The organism is Oryzomonas rubra, assembly GCF_008369015.1.
Lineage (GTDB): Bacteria > Desulfobacterota > Desulfuromonadia > Geobacterales > Pseudopelobacteraceae > Oryzomonas > Oryzomonas japonica.
The window spans coordinates 103,687-124,335 of record NZ_SRSD01000002.1; the positions used below are offsets into that span (position 1 = coordinate 103,687).

Here is a 20,649-nt window from a genome sequence, read left to right on the forward strand (position 1 = left end):
CGAAGATGAATTAAAAAGTAAGACCTTACTCAACGATTTTGGCGGCGTAGCTCAGCTGGTTAGAGCACACGGCTCATATCCGTGATGTCCGGGGTTCAAGTCCCTGCGCCGCCACCAATTAACGAAAAAGCCCGGTCAGCTGTCACAGCTGCCGGGCTTTTTCGTTGCCTGTCTGGCGGCAATCCGGCAGAAAAGCGGGAACCCACCCGTCTTTTACGTTTGCGCGTTTGATACGATGCTGCACCTCATGCCGTATCCCGCCCCGCCCCCACGGCCAGCCGCCGGATCTCCTCGTTCAGCACCCCGATCTCCAATGGTTTCGCCACATAGCCGTCAAACCCCTGGGCGAGAAACCGCGCCCGGTCCTCATTGAACGCATGGGCCGTCAGGGCGATGATCGGGATGTGCCCTCCCCTGGCCGCCTCGCGCCCACGGATGATACCGGTCGCCTCGATGCCGTCCGTGACCGGCATCCGCACATCCATCAGGATCACGTCGAAGGCCCCCCGGTCCCACTTCTCCACCGCCTCCCTGCCGTCCCGGGCCGCCTCCAGGGTGTGCCCCATCTTTTGCAGAATCTTGACGGTGAACCCCCGGTTGCTCTCCTGATCCTCGGCCAACAGGATGCGCAGGGGCGGGCCTGCCCAGGACTGCACCGAATCGTCGCTTCTGCGGTCGTGGCGTTCCAGGCGGGGCTCGTTGACTGCGAACGGGATCGTCACCTGAAACAGGCTGCCGTTCCCGACCCTGCTCTCCACCCGGATGTTCCCTCCCATAAGCTCCACGAAACGCCTGCTGATGGAGAGCCCGAGCCCGGTGCCGCCGTACCGGCGGGTGGTGGACGAATCCGCCTGGCTGAAGGGTGCGAAGATGGCGTCGATGGCGGCCGCGTCGATACCGATGCCGGTATCCGCTACGCTGACCCGGATGAGGGCCGTATCGTCGCAGGTCTCCAGGAGGACGGCGGAAACCTTGATCTCCCCCTGTTCCGTAAACTTGGCGGCATTGCCGATCAGGTTGATCAGCACCTGTTTCAGCCGCAGTTGGTCACCGGTCAGGGCATCGGGCACCTGGGCCGGGATATCGGTCTTCAGCGTCAGACCCTTGGCGTGGATGGTTGTTATATGGACCCGGACGGCATCGCTGATGCAGCCCCGCAGACTGAACGGGGCCAGCTCCAGCACGACCTTCCCGGCCTCGATCTTGGAAAGGTCCAGGATGTCGTTGATGAGCGTCAGGAGGTTTTCCGAGGAGAGCTGGATGCATTCCAGATACTCCTGCTGCTCGTCGTTCAAATCCGTCAGCTTCATGAGGCTGGCCACCCCCATGATGCCGTTCATGGGGGTCCGCATCTCATGGCTCATGTTGGCCAGAAACTCGCTTTTGGCCCGGTTGGCCGATTCGGCCTGTTCCTTGGCCTGCCTCAGGTCCTCCTCCTGCCGCTTGCGTTCGGTGATATCCGTGGCGATACCGCAGATGGCGAAGGGGGAACCGTCGGAGTAGTACAGCGGGACCTTGATGGCGGAGAAGATACGGGGCTGCCCGTCCGAGGAGCCGCTCGTCTCGTACTCCAGGGAACGGTTGGTGGCGAGCGCCTCCCGGTCGGCGGCGCGCATGGCACCGGCCTCCCCCGGTGGAAAGATATCGTAATCGGTCTTCCCGCACACGGTGGCGTTGGTGACATGAAACATCTCCTCGAAACGGCGGTTGACCATCACATAGCGCCCCAGAGGGTCCTTCATGAAGATCTGCGCCGGCACATGGTCCAGGACCGTCTGCATATGCCGGCGGTCCTCCTGGATTTCATAGTTCAGGATCAGCCCCATGACGATGATCATGCCCAGGTACGCCAACGGCCCGAGGGGAGGGATGCCGCCCACCCCCAGCCGGAACAGGAAACCGACCACGGAACCGGCCAGAGACAACCCGACGGCAGCCATCATGAACAGGGCCGTGCGCCGGTGGTCCCGGCGGAAGCGGACCGTTAGGGCGTAGAATCCGTAGGCGTACGTGGAGAGAAGGGCCGCCACGATCATCGGCTTCCAGATGCCCCTGGTACCCAGGGGACGGTAGATGCTCTCTCCCCAGGGGAGCGGCACACGCTCCACCCCGCGGAACTCCGAAAAGGTGTGGGTGTACGGCTGAGTCAGGTTGGCAAGGAACAACAGGGCGAACATCCCGGTGATCCCGGCCAGCACCCACCGCGGGCGCACCCCGGTATACTCGGCGATAAACCAGGGCCACAGGGCGATATACAGGTTGAAGATGGCCAGGTTCAGGCGGAGCGCCTGAAAGTTGGGGGACACGGCCGCCATCCGGAAAGTCTGGATGCTGGATAGGGCGAACAGCGCCATGAGAAGGGATATGGCGGCGAACAGGTAATGGACGCGGCGTTGCGGCCGGTGCTGTGCCAGGGTGCAATGCTGGATGGCCGTATAGGCGCAGATGCCGGACAGAAAAATCTGGACAGGTATAAACAAACTAATCGCCATTGGCGTTCATCCCGAACTAGGGGTTACCGGACAAGGATACCATGGGAAAAAAAGCCGCCGATCGAGCGCAATGAATCCAGAGGGCGCATGGTCGACCATTATTCCCCCAGAAGCGCTTCGTAGTCAATTTTTATCCTGCACCTTCACTCCACAGCCGTTATTTTTTCATGCCTGCGCGGTTCATCTGGCCGGACCGGGTGAAATCCCTGACCCAAAAACCGCCCCCCCGGCCAGCCTTCTTGTCATCTCCCCCCTCTTCGTGCCGTCTCCCGACTGTTTCAGACAACACTACAGATAAAGATTATCATTATCGTTTACATCGATACACGAATTAGTTACGATATATACATATGAAACACATGACAACGGATGGAGGTGTGCCATGACAAGGACACGCGGAATACTTTCAGTGCTGGCGGCAGCCATGATCTTCTCGGCCGTGCCGCTCCTGGCTGATGACTATACGGGCGCAACCATGGACCCGGATATGAAAGCGATACAGGAGACGCAGAAGGACGAATGCCTGCTGGTGGCCATGAACTGTCCCACCGACCGGGCCGATACGGTCCAGCAGAGGGTCGACAGGCTGAACAGGGAGATCGACAAGGGGTCGGCGGTATACACCGACCAGGAGTTGCAGCAGCTCAAGGAACAGTTGAAGTGGCTCAACGAGGATAGCGACAACAGCTACATCTCCGAATGATCCGGCTTCAAGCTCCCGCAACAGGAAAAAGAGGCCGTACGGTCCAGTGCCGTGCGGCCTCTTCTCTTGGGGCAAGTCCCCGGGCACGGAGGCGCGGGGAGGGGGGAGATCAGGAGAGCTTGAACTGCCCGACCAGCTTGCTCAGTTCATCCGCCAAATGAGCCAGTTTGTCGGCGGCCCTGGTGGTGTCGTGGGTCGATTGGGCCGTGGCGTTGATTACCTCGGTGATCTGGTGCATGTTGTTGCTGATTTCACTGCTGGTTGAGCTCTGCTGCTCGGCCGCGGTGGCGATTTGGTTGATCTGGCCGGTCACCTCGTTGACCTGATCGAGGATTTCCTGCAAGGCGCTTCCCGAGCGTGCGGCCTCGGTGGTCCCCGCCTCCACCTCTCGTACGCCGGCTTCCATTGAATCCACCGCCGTTCGGGTCTCCCCCTGGATCGCCCGGATCATCCCGGCTATCTCCTTGGTGGCGCGGGTGGTCCGTTCGGCCAGGGCGCGTACCTCGTCTGCCACAACGGCAAAACCGCGCCCCTGCTCTCCGGCCCTGGCGGCCTCGATAGCGGCGTTGAGCGCCAGCAGGTTGGTCTGGTCGGCGATATCCTCGATGGTGCCCACAATGGCGCCGACTTCATCGGAGCGCGCGCCGAGCCCTGCGACCTGGCGGGCCGTTTCCTGAACCCTGGCGGCGATCCTCTGCATCCCCTCGACCGTCTGCATGACGATCCCGGCCCCGCTGGTGGCGAGGGTGCTTGCATGGTGTGAGTTGCCGGCAGCGGCATTGCAGTTGTCGGCAATGTTGTGGGAGGTAGCGGCCATTTCCTCGCCCGAGGTCGATACGGTAGCGGCCTGGGAGGCCAATTCTTCGGTGCCGGTGGCGATCTGGGTGGCGGTATCGTGCAGGTCCGCGGATGCGGCAGCCACATCGTGGGTGCTGTCGGCCACCTTGCGTATGACCGCCTGCAGCTTATCCACAAACCGGTCGAAATACCCGGCCGCCTCGCCGATCTCGTCGTTCGCCGTGATGTTCAGCCGGACCGTCAGGTCCCCTTCCCCCAGGGCGATATCGTGCATCAGGGCAACCATCCGTCCCAAGGGCTGCAACGCCCTGCGGACAAACAGGAAGGAGAGGAAGGAAAACAGGCCGGCCAGCAGGGCGGCCACAGCTGCGGTAACATACTTCAGGCGGTCATAGACGGCCAGGTACTCGCTCTGCTTTTCTCCCACGTAGAGGACACCCACCACCTCGCCGGCAGCGTTTTTCAACGGATCGTAGGCGGTAAAATACGGGACGCCCAGGATGGGCGCCGCGCCGCGGTACGGCTTGCCCTCCCTGATGACGGCATCGTAGGCCGGACCTTGGAGCTTGGTGCCCACGGCGCGGCTGCCGTCCGGCTTCGTGACGTTGGTGGAGACGCGGACATCGCCCATGAAGATGGTGGCGGCCCCGCCGAAGATGTCCTTGATGCTGTCCGGCAGTTCAAAATTGTCGTTGATGACATAATCGCCCTGCTTGAGCTTGCCGTCCGCCACCCGCAGTTCCGCCCCCTTGAATTTAAGCAACTGGTGGAAGGTCTTCATGCGCGCCTCCAGGTCCACGGACGCCTTGCGGATGAATTCCTTGCGCATCTCATAGAGACCCAGCGACGACGTGGCGGCGACGGCTAAAAGAACGACAATTACGTTGGCGATAAAAAACTTGTGACTCAACTTCATACTGGTTCCCTCATAGATCATGGAGTGATGGCGGAGCGACAGGATGTCGCCGCCATATCGCGTAAAAATAGTTTGTTACAATACCATTAAATTTCCTCACTGTGTTCACTGTATACGCAACATTCAAGCAGGGCCATCGGTGCCGCTTTTGTCGTCACATCATATGTTTATCACTGAAATTTCAGACTAAACATGACTCTGTTGGAGCCTTTCCCGTCCCAGCACAAAAGAAACGGCCACGCCGGCACGGTGAGCCGTTTTTCCCGGGCGAGATCAAAAGTACACCATCATATATGCCAAATAGCCGAGACCGCATTCCTAACAACGGAGCCATATTCAAGATGTGCCCTCTGGCATTGATGAACATACCTGGTGAAGGACCGAACCTGTTCGGCCAGAGACCGTACATCAGCCGTGCCTCGGACCACCGTTATTTTTCAAAAGAGAATGCGGTTAAAAAACTGAAAAGGCTTTACAAACCAACAATTTCTAGTAGATAAAGTATAATGGAATAAATCGACCAGAAACGCTGTTCTCATAAAAAGAGGTGTCGCGTGGCCCACCACCAGGTAACCAATGATTATATGGCCCACGGTTTCTGCTTCTCATGGGAACCGGGACTGGTCCGGCTCCATGTCGTTTCCGATATAGCAACCGGAATCGCCTATTATGCCATCGCGTTCGCAATGCTTTATTACGCCTACAAGCGGCGTGGCATCACCTACTACGGAATGCTGATAAGTTTTGCGGCGTTCATTCTGGCATGTGGCACGACCCACTTTTTCGCGGCCTATACGATCTATGACCCAGCCTATTGGCAAGAAGGGTATGTCAAAGCATTTACCGCCGTGATATCCATCGCTTCCGCCATCTACTTCATCCCCCAGATCCCTAAAGTCCTTACCATGCCAAGCCTTGCAAAATCCCTGGACGAGAATCGGGAACTGAACACCCAATTGACCAGGACGGTGCAGGCATTACAGGAAAGCAACGCCTTGAATCAAAGTATTATCGACAGCAGTACCGATTGCATCAAATTCCTGGACCCGGAGGGACGCTTGCAGTACATGAGCCCCGAGGGGCAGCGCCGACTCGGCATCAAAAATCTAGATGAGTTTCTGAACATGCCCTACGAAAACTTTTGGCACGGGAAAGACCGGGACGCGGCACGGGCTGCCGTCGCCAACGCCCGGCAGGGCCATCAAGGGAGTTTTGAGGGGTACTGTCCAACCCAGGACGGCACACCGAAATGGTGGGAGGTCATCGTTACACCGGTTAAAGGCGCAGACGGGAATCCGGAGAAGCTGCTCGCCGTATTGCGGGATATCACCGAGCACAAGTCCATGGAAGAGAATCTGCACAAACAGACGCTCCAGCTCGAAGAAGAATTGGCGGAACGCCAGATGGCCCAGGAATCCCTGCAGGAACAGGCGGCCATGCTCGAGGAGGAGGTTGAGGAGCGCAGGAAGACGGAGGAGGCCCTCCAGAGGAGTGAAGACACGGTTAAAAATAAACTCCGCGCCATCCTGGAACCGGAAGGCGATATCGGCGCCCTGGAACTCTCCGAAATTATCGATTGCGAAATGCTGCAATCCATGCTGGAAGATTTTTACCGGATTACCGGCATGCTGGGTGCCGTGCTCGATGTTTCGGGAAAGGTCCTGGTCGCTGTCGGCTGGCAGGATATCTGTACCAAGTTTCACCGGTGTCATCCCGACACGCTCAAGAATTGCATCGAAAGCGACATCAATCTCACCAATGGCGTACCGGTGGGGACATTCAAGCATTATCGCTGCAAGAACAACTTGTGGGACATGGTAACCCCTCTTGTGGTCGGGGGAAAGCACGTAGGAAACGTATTCATCGGGCAATTCTTCTATGAGGATGAAGTACCCGATGTGGAACTGTTCCGGGAGCAGGCCCGGCGTTACGGCTTCGATGAGGCGGAATACCTTGCGGCGCTCGACCGGGTGCCGCGTTTCAGCCGGGAAGCAGCCGATGCGGGCATGAAGTTCTACGCCAAACTTACCAGCATGGTTTCATCCCTGAGCTTCAGTTCGATCAAGGTATCCAGAATGCTCAACGAGCGTATCCACCTGGAAGAGCAACTCCGGCAATCGCAGAAAATGGAGGCGGTGGGGCAGCTTGCAGGCGGGGTTGCCCACGACTTCAACAATATCCTGCAGGTAATCAGTGGCTATGGGAACATGCTGAAGATGGACGGCAAGCTGGATGACCGGCAGCAAGGCGAGATAGATCATATTCTTGCCGCTTCGGAGAAGGCGGCGCAGTTGACGAAAGGCCTCCTGGCTTTCAGCCGCAAGCAGGTCATGGCCCTCGCACCGGTCAATCTCAACGACATCATAGAAAATGTTAAGAAATTCCTTGCACGAATCATTGGAGAGGACATACAGCTCAAGACCATAACCTGTGAAAACAGGCTCAAAATTTATGCCGACTGGGGACAGATAGAGCAAGTCCTGATCAACCTGGCGACCAATGCCCGCGATGCCATGCGAAAAGGCGGCCTGTTGACCATAGAAACCGGATTCCAAACGGTCGAGGCTTCAACCGACCATGAATCCGGTCGTGCCGAGCCGGGCTGTTATGCGGTGATGACCGTATCCGACACCGGCATCGGCATGGACAAGGAAACCTGTAAAAGGATCTTCGAGCCGTTCTATACCACCAAGGAGATCGGGAAAGGCACCGGCCTCGGCATGGCGATCGTGTATGGGATAGTCAAGCAGCATAACGGATTCATCGATGTCTACAGCGAACCGGGTCAGGGCACGACCTTCAGGATATACCTGCCGATCCATGGGATTGAACAGTCCGGGCTGGAGGAAACGATTGCGCCGGTCGCCCCGCCCAGGGGGGGCACCGAAACCATCCTGGTGGCCGAGGATGATGTGGATGTACGCAATCTCGTGGTGTCTCTGCTTACAAGGTTCGGTTATGACGTGATCCAGGCGGTGGATGGGCAGGATGTGGTCGATAAATTTACCGAGCACGGGGACAGGGTGGCCATGATCCTGATGGACATGATCATGCCGAAGAAAAACGGCAAGGAAGCGTACGAAGAAATAGTTCTGCTCAAACCCGATGTCAAGGTGCTGTATTCCAGCGGCTATACCGCTGACTTCATTCTGAATCGCGGGGTAAGCGGGGAAGATATCGAGTTGATCATGAAGCCGGTCCAGCCGATGGAACTGCTCCGGAGGATACGGGAGATATTGGACCGTTAGTACCATGATGCTGTTCAGACACCCCAAATCGCCTGTGCACCATCCGCGTTACGGCAGGGTGTCCCCGCAATGCGACCGGGGTCAGCACGCCGCCAGGCCGATGGGGGCCTTGTGGGGCACGCCGCCCGCCATGGGCAGCTCGCCCAGACGGATCTCGGCCGGCTTCAGGGCCTCCACCAGCGCGGCCTGCCCCGCAGCCACGTCGAAATAATCCCCCACGGCGATGAGGTAATCCGCGGCATCGCCCCGGGTCAGCCACACCGTTCCCGACGAACAGCGTACCCGCAATCCCGACGGCCCACCGTTGAGACGCAGCAATTCTCCCTCTGCCAGACAACACTCCATGACCCCACCTCCTCTTCTGATGCTACGACCTTACCCCTACCCACGCCAAAAAAACAGACACAGCAATTCTGATTTGTAACCATAACAGTTGCATGATACAGTGTCTGTACCCAAGCAAAACCGGCCCAACTGTACCTATTCTCTTACCAATACAGTAAGGTATCCTGACACCATGATAAACGCGACCACGATTTCGGACAACATGGCGCCGCTCTACGAGCGGGTTGCCGTAGAGATGGCCACCCTGATCGGACAGGGCACCTTCCGGGCCGGCGACCGGGTGCCGTCGATCCGGCAACTCAGCCGGCGCTTCGACGTCAGCATCAATACGGCCATGCAGGCCTATGCGCTGCTGGAAGACCAGCGCCTGATCGAGGCCCGCCCCCAGTCCGGCTATTACGTACGAGCCCGCGCCCCGGAGATCGCCTCCACCCCCCACTCCCCCTCGGCGCGGATCAGGCCGGCCACGGTCACCATCAGCGAACTCTGCCACCAGGTGATCCGCAACATGATGAACCGGGATCTCCTGCCCCTGGGGGGAGCCATCCCCAACCCGCGTCACCTGCCGGTGGACAAGCTGAACCGGATGCTGGCCAGCGAGACGCGCCGGTTCGGCGACCTGAGCGTCTCCTACCTCATGCCCCCCGGCTGGGAACGGCTCAGGGTGCAGATCGCCCGGCGCTCCCTGGAGACCGGGATCAGCGTCACCCCGGACGGGGTGCTGGTCACCGCAGGCTGCGTCGAAGCGGTCATTCTGGCCCTGCGGGCGACCTGCCGCAGCGGCGACACCATTGCGGTGGAATCCCCCTTCTATTTCAACTTCCTCCAGATGATCGCCGAACTGGGGCTGAAGGCCCTGGAGATCCCCGCCACCCCGCGGGAGGGGATCAGCATCGAGGCGCTGCGCTACGCCATCGAACACAACCGGGTGAGCGCCTGCCTGGTGATCCCCAACTTCGGCAATCCGTTGGGGAGCCTCATGCCGGTCGAACGCAAGCGCGAACTGGTGGAACTCCTGGCCAGCCACGAGATTCCCCTGATCGAGGACGACATCTACGGCGACCTGGTGTTCGGCAACGAGCGCCCGGTGGCCGCCAAGTCCTTTGACCGCAAGGGGCTCGTCATCTACTGTTCCTCCTTCTCCAAGACCCTCTCCCCCGGCTACCGGGTGGGATGGGCCATTGCCGGGCGGTATCAGGAGCGCATGGAACGGCTCAAGATGATGATGAACCTCGCCTGTTCCTCCCCCACCCAGCTCGCCGTTGCCGAATTCCTGGCCACCGGCGGCTACGACCATCACCTGCGGACGGTGCGCCGCCTCTACAGCCGCAATATGTCCCTCATGCGGGACGCCGTGGTCCGCTTCTTCCCCGAGGGGACCCGCATGACCCACCCGGCGGGGAGCTTTATCCTCTGGGTGGAGATGCCGGAGCAAATCGACTCCATTACCCTGTACCATCGGGCCCTGGAACAGGGGATCGGCATCGCCCCCGGCTCGCTCTTCACCCTCACGGAAAACAAGTACCGCAACTTCATCCGCCTCTCCACCGCCACCTGGGACGACGGGATCGAACAGGGCGTGAAAAAACTGGGCGAATTGGCCCACCAGCTACTAACTTGATTATGGATGATTACCACCCCCGGCCCCTCCTAAACTAGGAGGGGAGAAAGACGCCCAACTCTTCCCCCTCCTTGATAAGGAGGGGGGCAGGGGGTGGTTGATCCTCCAGGCCCCTCGGGAACCCGGCGGGCCGAAAGGCCACAGGAACGCTCCTAAATACTTACTGTTACAAGGTGCGAAGGGGATAAAGCGATGCGAGCAATGGTCATGGAACGTCAGGGAGGTGCGCTGGAACTGCGGGAGCTGCCGATTCCCCAGCCGTCGGCCGGAGAACTGCTCTTGAAGGTTGCGGCGTGCGGCATCTGCCGGACCGACCTGCACGTGGTGGATGGGGAGTTGACTGAGCCCAAACTGCCGCTGATACCGGGGCACCAGATCGTGGGGGTCGTTGAGGCCCTTGGGGAGGGCGTGGCCGGCTTCCGGCCCGGCGACCGGGTCGGGGTCCCCTGGCTGGGCGGCACCTGCGGGGAATGCGACTACTGCACATCGGGGCGGGAAAATCTCTGCGACCGGGCGCTGTTCACCGGCTACCAGAAAAACGGCGGCTTTGCCGACTACTGCACCGCCGACAGCCGGTTCTGCTTCCCGCTGCCGGCGGGGTATCCCGATACCCAGGCCGCCCCGCTCCTCTGCGCCGGACTGATCGGCTACCGTTCCCTGCGCATAGCCGGACCGGGAAAACGGCTCGGCATCTACGGTTTTGGGGCCGCGGCCCACATCGTGACCCAGGTGGCGACCTGGCAGGGACGGGAGGTCTACGGCTTCACCCGCCCCGGTGACACGGCGGGGCAGGCATTTGCGCGGGAAATGGGGGCCTGCTGGGCGGGCGGCTCCTTTGATGCACCGCCGCTGCCCCTGGACGCGGCCATCATCTTCGCCCCGGCGGGTGAGCTGGTGCCGGCGGCGCTTCGTGCGGTGGGCAAGGGGGGGATCGTGGTCTGTGGCGGCATCCACATGAGCGACATACCGTCCTTCCCCTACGACATCCTGTGGGGGGAGCGGAGCATCGTCTCCGTGGCCAACCTGACCCGCCGCGACGGGGAAGAGTTCCTGAAGCTGGCGCCCCAGGTGCCGGTACGGACCGAGGTGCACCTGTTCCCCCTGGAACAGGCCAACGAAGCGCTGGCGGCCCTGCGAGAGGGGAGGATCAGGGGGGCCGGGGTGCTGGTGCCGTAACCTAGAATCAAAATCTGCCCCAGAGACACAGAGACACGGAGAACGTCAAAGGCAGAACCGGAATGTTCCTCCCCCCCCAGCGAGGGGAGAAAACTATTCAAACTCTTTTTTGGGTTTTCTCCGTGTCTCTGTGGCAGATGCAGTCTCGTCTTTATTAACGCCCTTTGCGCGGCCCTTTCCTGTCGCCGCCCGGACGGGAGGGCCTGCCGCTGCGGTCGCCGCTGCCCGGCCTTGCCCCTGCGCCGGGCCGTGCCCCAGCATCAGACCTTGTTCCAGAACCGGGCCTTGCCTCTGCACCAGACCTCGTTCCGGCACCGGACCTTGCACCGGCATCAGACCTTGTTCCAGCGCCAACCCTTGATTCCGCATCAGACCTTGTTCGCGAAGCAGACCGCGTTCCCGCGCCGCCCCTCGCTCCGGCCTCAGACCGCGCCCCGGGTCTTGCCTCCGCAGCAGGCCTGAGCCCCGCGGCAGACCGTGTTCCGGCACCCGGCTTCGCGCCCGCTGCCGGCTTCGGTTTAGCGCCGAACTTTGCCCCGGCACCGGGTCCCCGTCTTCCGGCACCGCCCGGCTTGCCCGCTGTGCCCGGCTTGTCCGATTTCTGCTCACGGGCGATACTGACCGTGATGACCCGGTCGATCAGATACGCGCCGTCCAGGGTCTCGGCCACCTCCTGGGGGTCCACACTCGCCGCCATGCGCACATAGCCGCAGCGTTTGAATTCCTTGGTCTCGGGGTCGATGATCAGGTGCACGGAGGTGACCATCCCCATCACCGAGAACAGCTTGTACAGGTCCTCTTCCGTCACCTCTTCCGGCAGGTGTCCTACGTATAATTCCTTAGCCATGCTCTATCCTCTTCATCCTGCGGTTGAATATGCGAATCGTAGGGGCGAACCGATGTTCGCCCAATCCGGGGCGTATGCACTACGCCCCTACGGCCCCTCCCGGTGAATCGCGAACGGCGCCCAGGCCTGGTCGATGGACATGACCTCCAGGGTGTTGATGTTCACGTGGGGCGGGCGGTTGACCGCCCACTGCACCGTCTCGGCGATATCCGCGGCCGTCAGGGCCTCGACCCCATCGTACACCTGGGCCGCCTTGGCATCGTCCCCCTTGAAGCGGACCTTGGAAAACTCGGTCTCGGCCATGCCGGGCTGGATGCAGGTCACCCGCACCTTGGTCCCCAGCAGGTCGCAGCGCAGGTTGCGGGAGAACTGGGTCACGAATGCCTTGGTGCCGCCGTACACATTGCCCCCCGGATAGGGCCATGAACTGGCGGTGGAGCTGATATTGACGATGTGCCCCCGGTTGCGGGCCACCATGCCTGGCAGGATCAGGCGGGTGCAGTACATCACCCCCTTGATGTTGGTGTCCACCATAGTATCCCAATCGTCCAGATTGACCTGGTGGGCCGGTTCCAGCCCCAGGGCCAGGCCCGCGTTGTTGATCAGCACGTCGATCTCGCGGAAGGCCGGCGGCAGTGCGTCCACCGCCCCCTTCACCGCCTCCCGGTCGCGCACGTCCAAGGGGATGATGTGGATATCGGCCGTGCCGGCCAGATCCTTCTGCAAGGCAAGCAAGGGATCGATGCGTCGGGCCGTCAGGATAAGGCGATTGCCCGGTTGGGCGAAGATGCGGGCGCAGGCGGCGCCGAAGCCTGCCGATGCCCCGGTAATGAAGATGGTCTGTCCACTCATGATTGCCCCTCCTTCGGTGTATGCTGTCTGCTTTGTACTACATAACGGGCAGGGATAAAACAGAAAAAGCCGCACAAAAGATGTGCGGCTTTTCCCCTACAGCGATCAGTGCCGATACTGAACGCTTATTTTTTCATGTCCTGCATATCTTTCATGGTGCCTTCCTTGAGATCCTTGGCATCCTTGGTCACGGCGTCTTTCTTTTTCTTGGTGGCGTCAACCTTGCCTTCAACCTTCTGCTTCTTGGCCTTCACGGCATCGGTTTTGGCCTTTGCCTTATCCTTGACATCGGCCTCTTTCTTGGCGGCCTTGGCTTTCACGTCGGCTTCTTTCTGGCCAGCCTTGGCTTTCACATCGGTTGCCTTGGCTTTTGCATCGGCTTTCTTCTTGGCGGCCTTATCCACGGTTGCGGCGGACTTGTTCAGCACGTCATCGGTCTTCTGCAGCGGGTCGGCAGCCATGACACCGGCGGCAAACATCAGGTTGGCAAAAATTACGGCACAGACAGCAATGTTCCTTTTCATCGTTATTCCTCCTTTGGAATAGGTTAAAATTTAATATTTATAATCCAATATGCCCCATCGATCAACCGGAAAATACCCACGACCTGGTGTGGAATTTCCCGTTCGACACATTTTGTGCACAAATCAAATAGGTTACGAGTTATCAAAAAAGCAGAGAGACCATGACCGTGGCTGGTTTCCTGTCTGGTTTACTTACAAGCTATTGCACCGCTGGTTAAACATGTGAACGGTAGGGGCGGCGCTTGCTCCGCCCAATCGGGGCGCGACAAGCAGCGCCCCTACATAGCGGAACGTGGACCAAAGCCAACCCAGGCCCCCATTGGCCCGTCCGGTCTACAGCCCCTTGAGCAGCCGGTAATACTCGGCCAGGTTCTTCATGGATTCCTGGGCAGCCTGGTACAGATACCAACTGAATACCAGGGTTGCTATGGTGAGTCCGATCTTCCAGGGGCGCGACAGATTGGGGCGGAACCAGATGAGCGGCAGGGCGAATGGTCCCACGCTCAGGAGCGCGACGACGATAAAGCCGGTGCGGAAATACCACTTGGCGCCGGCATCTTTGGAGAGCAGGCGGGCGGATGGGTCGAGGAACTCGCCGCAGTGTTTGCACTTGATCGCCGCGTCCTGGATCTCTTCGGCACAAAATGGGCACTTTTTCATTGGTTTCTTTCGGGTGGACGGTTTAAGTCGTAGTGTTTTATTCGCACCGGCCGCCTCAGTTCAGCTTATAGGCAAATAAAGAGTCCAGCAAGTCAGCCCCTACGCCCCTGCCCCGCCCCCAGCCAGACACGTATCCAGCCGCGCAATGACCGCCTCCGGCGGCTGCCCCAGATACCGCTGCGCCAGCCCCCAAAAACCATCAGGCAGCGGCGCGCAGACCGTCAGCGGCCCCGCCTCCGGCCTGACCACGACCGTACGGAACGAATGGAGGGCAAACCCGTCGTAATCCGATAATTCACCCATGCCGTAGCGCTTGTCCCCCAGCACCGGATGGCCGATCATCTCCAGGTGCCGCCTGATCTGGTGCATGCGCCCGCTGATGGGGGTGACGGCCAAGAGGGCGTTCCCCTCCCCGTGCAGCAAAATCTGGTAGCGGGTCTCCGACTCCTTGTCGTCCAGCGGCTCGGCAATGACGCCGCTCTCGTCGGGAATCCCCACCACCAGCGCCAGGTAGAGCTTGTCCAGGCCGGTTTCCTTGACGTGGCGGCCGTACATGCCGGCTGCCGAGGAACTCTTGGCCAGGATCACGGCCCCCGAGGTTCCCCGGTCCAGGCGGTTCACCGGGTAGAGCTTGCACGGGGTGCCGCGCCAGGCCATATAGGCCATCCCCTCGTCCACCAGGTTGGCCTCCTGCTCCGCGGTGCGGTGCATGGGGAGGCCGGCCGGTTTGTTGACCATCGCCACCAGATCGTCCTCGTAGAGGCAATCCAGCGCCGGACGGGTCGGACTGATGAGGGAGGCGGTGGCGGCGCTCTCCTTGAGGGTTACCCGGTCGTTCACGGCCAGCAGGGTGTCCGGCGTTGCGGCGGCGGCGTTGAGCTTGGCCGCGCCGTTTTTGATCAGCTTGCGGCAATAGCCGGGAGAGGCGCTGGGCATGAGGGTGCGGAGGAAACTTTCCAGCCTGCGACAATGATCGTTGTGGGTGATATCGAAGGTGAGCATTGTATGGGGTACCGATTTTAAATCCCCCTCCTGGCTCAGGAGGGGGTAGGTGGTAGCATTTCTCCCCTCCTAGTTTAGGAGGGGCCGGGGGTGGTAGCCTGTAAATCAAATTCTCAACCACCCCCTGCCCCCTCCTTATCAAGGAGGGGGAAAACTGGGTAGCCCCCTTTTACAGGGAAATCTTGCGGTCCCGCATCAGGTTGGCCAGGGAGCGGTCATAGGTTCTCTCGCCTTCCGGGGTGAACATGCAGGCGCTCGCCTGGCCCCGTTCGCGGTGAAAGGCCACGCACTGGCAGCAATTGCCGCGTCGCGGGCAGGCCGGGGTGTAGGTGCAACGGCAGTCGTCGCCGGTTCTCGTACAAGACATAAATGTTTCTCCTTAGATTCTACCTACGGAACGCGATTTTTTTTGCAAGGCCAAGGCGGCCAAGGGATGCCGAGGAGGCGTAGCAGGCCTACTCCGCCGAAGCAGCCTTGGCTGCGAAGGCCGGGCGCTACGTCGCACGACAGCATCCAGAAGGTCAACGCCGGGATTGCGGAAAGGGCGCGTTCCTCTACGCTAGATGATTTTATTGAGGGGATATTCGATAATCCCCTCCGCCCCCAGCTTCAACAACTCCGGCACCACGCGGCGCACCTCTTTCTCGGACATGATGCTCTCCACGGAGAGCCAGTCGGAGTTGTACAGGTGCGAGATGGTTGGATTCTTCAAGCTGGGCAGAACCTTGGTGATGGCCTCGATTCGGCTGGCCGGGGCGTTCATCTTGAGGCCCACCATCCCTTCGGCGGCCAGGGACGACTTGAGCAGGGTGGCGATCTGCTCGATCTTCTCCCGTTTCCAGGGATCGGCCCAGGCTGACGTGCTGGCGAGCAGGACCGGCACGGACTCCATCAGGTCGCAGACGATGCGCAGGCCGTTGGCCTTGATGGTGGAGCCGGTTTCAGTCACCTCCACGATGGCGTCGCACAGGCCGTCCACCACCTTGGCCTCGGTGGCGCCCCAGGAAAACTCCACGTTCACCGGGATGTTGCGTTCGGCAAAGTAACGCTTGGTGAAACCGACCAGTTCGGTGGAGATGGTGGCGCCGTGCAGGTCTTCCGGTCCCTGGACCTTGGAGTCGCTGCCCACCACCAGCACCCAGCGGGCCGGGCGGCGCGACACCTTGGAGTAGACCATCTCGCAGACCTCGACCACGTCCGCCTCGTTCTCCCGCACCCAGTCGCGGCCGGCGATCCCGGCGTCGATGGTGCCCCGCTCCACATACTTGCCCATCTCCTGGGGGCGGATCAGCTTGCAGTTCATCTCGCTATCGTCAACGCCGGGGAAGTAGCTGCGGGAGGAGATGCTGATCTGCCAGCCGGCCTTTTTGAACAGCTCGACGGTGGCATTCTCAAGACTCCCTTTGGGAATGCCGAAGTTCAGAACATTGTTCATACCAACCTCGCATGATGTCGATTTTGATTTTCCTGTTGGATGCGATTTTTTCGCAAGGCCAAGGCGACCAAGGGATGCCGAGGAGGCGTAGCAGGCCTACTCCGCCGAAGCAGCCTTGGCTGCGAAGGCCGGGCGCTACGTCGCACGACAGCATCCAGAAGGTCAACGCCGGGATTGCGGAAAGGGCGCATTCATCCCTCCGCATTCACCCCTTCTTATATACTTCCTTTGGGTCGAAGAGCGGATTGCTGTGCTCAACCCACTGGCCGTTCTCCCACTTCACGTAGAAGCAGCTGCGGTTGCCCGTATGGCAGGCGGCCAGGCCGTTCTGTTTCACCTTGATCACCACGCTGTCGGCGTCGCAGTCGGTCAGGACCTCCACCACCTCCTGGGTGTTGCCCGACTCCTCGCCCTTCATCCAGTACTTGTTGCGGGTGCGGCTGAAAAACCAGGTCTTGCCGCTCTCCAGGGTCAGGTCCAGGGTCTTTTTGTCCATGAAAGCCACCATCAGCACCTCGCCGGAGACGTGGTCCTGGATAATGGCCGGGATCAGGCCGCCCATCTTGTCGAAATCGATCTGAATCATCTGTCCCCCCACAATTTTTGAAGTGTTGAAGTATACGAAACTACCCCGCAAAATGCAATTGGCAAGAAACATTAGGTCATAATAATTAAGTTAATTATCATTGACTGCCGCCCGCCGGAGCCCTATTTTGGTGACCCAAATATGAGTCTTTGGAGGGAGTTGTATGCAGGAAGTTGTTCTTGTTGTGGATGACGATAAAGCCATTTTGGGCTATACGGCCGAACTATTGACCGGCATAGGCGCCAATGTTCTCTCCTGCAATTCTCCCGTCGAGGCCCTGGCGATCATCAAGGAAAAGCCGATCGCCATCGTGGTTTCGGACTACTACATGCCCGAGATGACCGGGCTTGAACTCTTCAGCCGCATGCGGGAGTTTTCCCACAGCATCGTCAAGATCCTCATGACCTCCAAGGCGGACCTCGCCATGGCGGTGGGCGCCATCAACAGCGGCGAGGTGTTCCGGTTCCTGTCCAAACCGTGGCAGGATGCGGAGATGGTTGCCGCCGTGCGCGACGGGGCGCGCCGTTACCGGATGATGCTGGCTTCCAGCGAGGACATGGAGTTCCTTCTCCACGCCCTGGGGCAGACCATCGAACTGAAGGACCCGCTCACCAAGGGACATTGCGAGCGGGTCGCGACCTATGCGGAGATTATCGCCCGGCGGATGGGCCTCGATATGGAGGCAAAGCACGACCTCAAGGTGGGGAGCTGGCTCCACGACTGCGGCAAAATCGGCGTCCCGGAAGCCATCCTGAATGCCGAACGGGGCCTGACCGACGGGGAGATGGAGGTGGTCCGCAAGCATCCCATCTGGGGGGCGACCGTGGCCGAGGCCGCCAACATGCCGGCGGTCGTGGTAAACATCATCCTGCACCACCACGAATACTATAACGGCAGGGGATATCCCATAGGGCTCGCGACAGACGCCATCCCTCTGGAAGCCCGGATCGTGGCGGCGGCGGACGTGTATGACGCCCTGCGTTCTTCGCGCCCCTACCGCCCCGGATTTTCCTACAGTGACACCCGCTGCATCATGGCATCCATGTCGGGCAATCAACTGGACCCGGCCATCCTGGCGACCCTCTTCGAGGGGCTCGAAGAGTACCGGGACGAGGAGGGCGACCATCCCCTTCCCCCCCCTCTCTAGCGAGGATATATGAGAAAGGCCTTCCCGTTGGGGGAAGGCCTTTCTCATATACAGACTATGCCGGGCGGGTCTACTTGATGCCGTACAACTGCCGGTAGGTGGCGGCCGAGGCGTAGACCTTCTTCACGTAGTCCCGGGTCTCCTGGTAGGGGATGTTTTCAATGAATTCGTCCTTCTTCAGCCCCTTGAAGTTCTTCCTCCATCGTTCGACCGCCGCCGCCCCGGCGTTGTAGGCGGCGATGGAGTAGACCACATCCCCGTCAAACCCCTTGAGCAGTTCCCGGAGATGCTTCGTTCCCAGCTTTATGTTGTAATCGGCCGCAACCAGCCGTTGGGGGTTGAAACTCCCCTTTTCCCGCGCCGTCTGCTTGGCCGTGGCCGGCATGAGCTGCATCAGGCCGATGGCCCCGGCCCCGGATCTGATGGTCGGCGAAAAACCGCTCTCGGCCCGGACCAGGGCGTAGACCAGTCCTTCCGAGAGGGAGTTGGCGGCAGCCTGCTGGCCGATGTGATCCGCATAGGCCACCGGATACCCGACCGTCCAGAGCGGCAGGCTGGCCTTCTCCCACTTTATCGGCCGGTTTTGCAGGAACAGGGCGATGGCGGAACCGTACTCCCCCATCTCGACATAGATACGGGCCAGGCCGGGAAAGGGGGCCTTCCTGTCGCCATTTTTTTTGCGGGCGGCCGCCATCTCGACCCGGGCTTCATCCTGCATCCCCAGTGCGGCCAGGAGGCGCGGTTTCTCGAAGCCGGCAGGCAGGGGCAGCTCCGTCAGGGCGTTGCGCTTGCCCAACGGCTCGCGCAGGTCGGCGATCCCCTTCCGGTCCCGGTACCAGGTGGCGTAGAAACCGGCCGGGCATTCGTCCAGAAGCTGGCGATAATAGAGGGCGGCATCGGCCGAGGCGGTGTTTTCCAGGGTCCGCGCCAGCCAGTACAGCGCCTTTTCCCGCACGTTGTTATCCTTGAGCTGCGCCTTGAACGCTTCGGCGGCCACAGCGTACTCGCCGGCCAGATAGTGGCACCAGGCGGCCTCCCAGGTGGAGCGGGGCAGGAACCTGGAGCCGGGGAAGTTCTTGGCAAGCTGTTCGTACAGGCGCGCCGCCTCGGCAAAGCTCCCCATGTTCTTGCGCAGGCCGGCCGCCTCCATCAGGGCGTCGTCGGCAAACTCCTGCCGTTTCCCCTCGCCCACTAACTCCATGTAGAGGGCAAAGGCCTGCTCGTTCTGATCCTGCCCCTGGCGCTCCAACGACTTGGCCCGCCAGAAGCGCGCCTCGGAGCGTATGCTTGGCAGGGAGGAAGCGGTTGCCCGCAGAAAAGACTTCTCGGCCAGCTTGAAGTTCCGCAGGCGATACTGGGCCATGCCGGTCCGGAAATCCACCCGGCTGACAAAACCCTCGGGCTGGCCATCGGTCTGAATCACCGCCAACGCCTTCAGGGCGGTGCTGAAGTCGTTCTGGGTGTACAGACTGGAGGCCCGGCGCAGAAGTTCCTCGGGGGTGAACAGGGCGGTCTTGACGCCGCTCTTCTCCAGGTCTGCGAGCCGGTCGCGGGCCTGTTTCGCCTGGGGTGCGGTCGGATTGTTCAACCAGATGCTGCGATAGTTCTGGGCCGCGCCGCTCTTGTCGCCATTTTCCTCCCGGCTGCGGGCCGCCTGGAACAGGGCGTCCACCGAGTCGCTGCCGGCCGCGTACCGTTCCACAAAGGCCTGGTACGCCTTGAACGCCCTATGGTAGTCGGCGGCCCCGAACAGGCTGTCAGCGGCCAGCTTGTCGGCCCGGCGGGTCAGTTGGGAGCCGGGGTAGGTCCTGGCAATGGCCTGCGCCTTGGCAGCGGCCTCGGCGTACCGTTTCTGCTTCAGCAGCGCCTCGGCCTGGTACAGGGCCGCATAGTCCCCTGCCAGGGGGAGCTTCTGCTCGGCCCCGGCCAACAGGGGCAGGGCCTCGTCGGCCTTGCCCAGACGCAGGGCGGTCACGCCGAGCAGAAAGGTGCGCTGGGGCGATTCGGCGCTTCTCTTGGCCAGGGCGTAGGCGTCATTGTAATCCTTTTCCCGAAACTGGGCGGCAGCCTGGGACAGGAGGTCGTCGGCGCGGGATGGGACCACGGACAGCGAAAAAAGGGAAACGCCGGTGATGGCGATAAGGAGCGGTTTATACGGGAACTGCATGTACCTGCCTTTCGTGAAAAAAGGCCGCGGACGGGTGCCCATGGCCCTGCTGTAATAGATTCGATGTAACCCTACGGTTTAACTCTGCCTTGCTGTTCTCGGTGGACCTCTGTGTCTCTGTGGCGGAAGT

At 60.7% G+C, this 20,649-nt stretch carries 17 protein-coding genes and 1 tRNA gene; 6 read left to right on the forward strand and 12 right to left on the reverse strand.

From position 1 onward, the window contains the following. The first annotated feature begins 40 nt into the window (after nucleotides 1-40). A tRNA-Met gene (locus ET418_RS03350) sits at nucleotides 41-117 on the forward strand. A gap of 128 nt (nucleotides 118-245) precedes the next feature. Here the strand turns inward: ET418_RS03350 and ET418_RS03355 are convergent. After that, nucleotides 246-2,492, reverse strand: a complete 2,247-nt coding sequence (locus ET418_RS03355) for a hybrid sensor histidine kinase/response regulator (RefSeq protein WP_149306174.1) — start codon at nucleotides 2,490-2,492, stop codon at nucleotides 246-248. 382 nt (nucleotides 2,493-2,874) lie between these two features. Here ET418_RS03355 and ET418_RS03360 point away from each other — a divergent pair, with 382 nt between their 5' ends. Beyond that, complete coding sequence (locus tag ET418_RS03360) at nucleotides 2,875-3,195, forward strand: hypothetical protein (protein WP_149306175.1); 321 nt, start codon at nucleotides 2,875-2,877, stop codon at nucleotides 3,193-3,195. A 109-nt stretch (nucleotides 3,196-3,304) separates the two neighbouring features. On the opposite strand, the gene ET418_RS03365 is transcribed toward ET418_RS03360, so the two are convergent. After that, on the reverse strand, nucleotides 3,305-4,909 hold the full coding sequence (locus tag ET418_RS03365) for a methyl-accepting chemotaxis protein (RefSeq protein ID WP_149306176.1): 1,605 nt from the start codon (nucleotides 4,907-4,909) through the stop codon (nucleotides 3,305-3,307). Nucleotides 4,910-5,463: 554 nt separating this feature from the next. Here ET418_RS03365 and ET418_RS03370 point away from each other — a divergent pair. After that, nucleotides 5,464-8,157 (forward strand): PocR ligand-binding domain-containing protein, encoded by a 2,694-nt coding sequence (locus ET418_RS03370; RefSeq protein ID WP_188055249.1) that lies wholly within the window; start codon nucleotides 5,464-5,466, stop codon nucleotides 8,155-8,157. 81 nt (nucleotides 8,158-8,238) lie between these two features. Here the strand turns inward: ET418_RS03370 and ET418_RS03375 are convergent, their stop codons facing one another. Continuing rightward, nucleotides 8,239-8,502 (reverse strand): DUF2917 domain-containing protein, encoded by a 264-nt coding sequence (locus ET418_RS03375; protein ID WP_149306177.1) that lies wholly within the window; start codon nucleotides 8,500-8,502, stop codon nucleotides 8,239-8,241. 172 nt (nucleotides 8,503-8,674) lie between these two features. On the opposite strand from ET418_RS03375, the gene ET418_RS03380 reads away from it, so the two are divergent. Together ET418_RS03380 and ET418_RS03385 are read left to right on the forward strand one after the other, a co-directional pair. Then, entirely contained in the window at nucleotides 8,675-10,123 is a 1,449-nt protein-coding gene (locus tag ET418_RS03380) for an aminotransferase-like domain-containing protein (RefSeq protein WP_149306178.1), read from the forward strand. Nucleotides 10,124-10,315: 192 nt separating this feature from the next. Next, on the forward strand, nucleotides 10,316-11,299 hold the full coding sequence (locus tag ET418_RS03385; protein ID WP_149306179.1) for a zinc-dependent alcohol dehydrogenase family protein: 984 nt from the start codon (nucleotides 10,316-10,318) through the stop codon (nucleotides 11,297-11,299). A 154-nt stretch (nucleotides 11,300-11,453) separates the two neighbouring features. Here the strand turns inward: ET418_RS03385 and ET418_RS03390 are convergent, their stop codons facing one another. The 8 genes from ET418_RS03390 to hisI all read right to left on the reverse strand — a co-directional run bounded on the left by ET418_RS03390 (nucleotide 11,454) and on the right by hisI (nucleotide 17,205). Beyond that, on the reverse strand, nucleotides 11,454-12,146 hold the full coding sequence (locus ET418_RS03390) for an RNA recognition motif domain-containing protein (RefSeq protein WP_149306180.1): 693 nt from the start codon (nucleotides 12,144-12,146) through the stop codon (nucleotides 11,454-11,456). Between the two features lie 87 nt (nucleotides 12,147-12,233). Beyond that, a complete protein-coding gene (locus ET418_RS03395; protein WP_149306181.1) occupies nucleotides 12,234-12,998 on the reverse strand; it encodes an SDR family oxidoreductase in 765 nt (254 codons plus the stop codon). 125 nt (nucleotides 12,999-13,123) lie between these two features. Further along, the gene (locus ET418_RS03400; RefSeq protein WP_149306182.1) at nucleotides 13,124-13,522 is read right to left on the reverse strand and encodes a hypothetical protein; all 399 of its coding nucleotides are present in this window, start codon (nucleotides 13,520-13,522) and stop codon (nucleotides 13,124-13,126) included. A 333-nt stretch (nucleotides 13,523-13,855) separates the two neighbouring features. After that, nucleotides 13,856-14,182: a zinc ribbon domain-containing protein gene (locus ET418_RS03405; RefSeq protein WP_149306183.1), complete on the reverse strand. Its 327-nt coding sequence runs from the start codon at nucleotides 14,180-14,182 to the stop codon at nucleotides 13,856-13,858. A gap of 99 nt (nucleotides 14,183-14,281) precedes the next feature. Continuing rightward, on the reverse strand, nucleotides 14,282-15,184 hold the full coding sequence (locus ET418_RS03410; protein WP_149306184.1) for a pseudouridine synthase: 903 nt from the start codon (nucleotides 15,182-15,184) through the stop codon (nucleotides 14,282-14,284). A 169-nt stretch (nucleotides 15,185-15,353) separates the two neighbouring features. Beyond that, a complete protein-coding gene (locus tag ET418_RS03415; RefSeq protein ID WP_149306185.1) occupies nucleotides 15,354-15,551 on the reverse strand; it encodes a hypothetical protein in 198 nt (65 codons plus the stop codon). A gap of 192 nt (nucleotides 15,552-15,743) precedes the next feature. Further along, nucleotides 15,744-16,619, reverse strand: coding sequence for an ATP phosphoribosyltransferase (gene hisG, locus ET418_RS03420; RefSeq protein ID WP_149306186.1), 876 nt, complete (start codon nucleotides 16,617-16,619; stop codon nucleotides 15,744-15,746). Between the two features lie 205 nt (nucleotides 16,620-16,824). Further along, a complete protein-coding gene (hisI, locus tag ET418_RS03425; protein WP_149306187.1) occupies nucleotides 16,825-17,205 on the reverse strand; it encodes a phosphoribosyl-AMP cyclohydrolase in 381 nt (126 codons plus the stop codon). Between the two features lie 163 nt (nucleotides 17,206-17,368). On the opposite strand from hisI, the gene ET418_RS03430 reads away from it, so the two are divergent. Beyond that, nucleotides 17,369-18,352, forward strand: a complete 984-nt coding sequence (locus ET418_RS03430) for an HD-GYP domain-containing protein (protein ID WP_149306188.1) — start codon at nucleotides 17,369-17,371, stop codon at nucleotides 18,350-18,352. A 70-nt stretch (nucleotides 18,353-18,422) separates the two neighbouring features. Here ET418_RS03430 and ET418_RS03435 read toward each other — a convergent pair whose 3' ends face one another. After that, on the reverse strand, nucleotides 18,423-20,519 hold the full coding sequence (locus tag ET418_RS03435; RefSeq protein WP_188055251.1) for a lytic transglycosylase domain-containing protein: 2,097 nt from the start codon (nucleotides 20,517-20,519) through the stop codon (nucleotides 18,423-18,425). Between the last annotated feature and the right edge of the window lie 130 nt (nucleotides 20,520-20,649).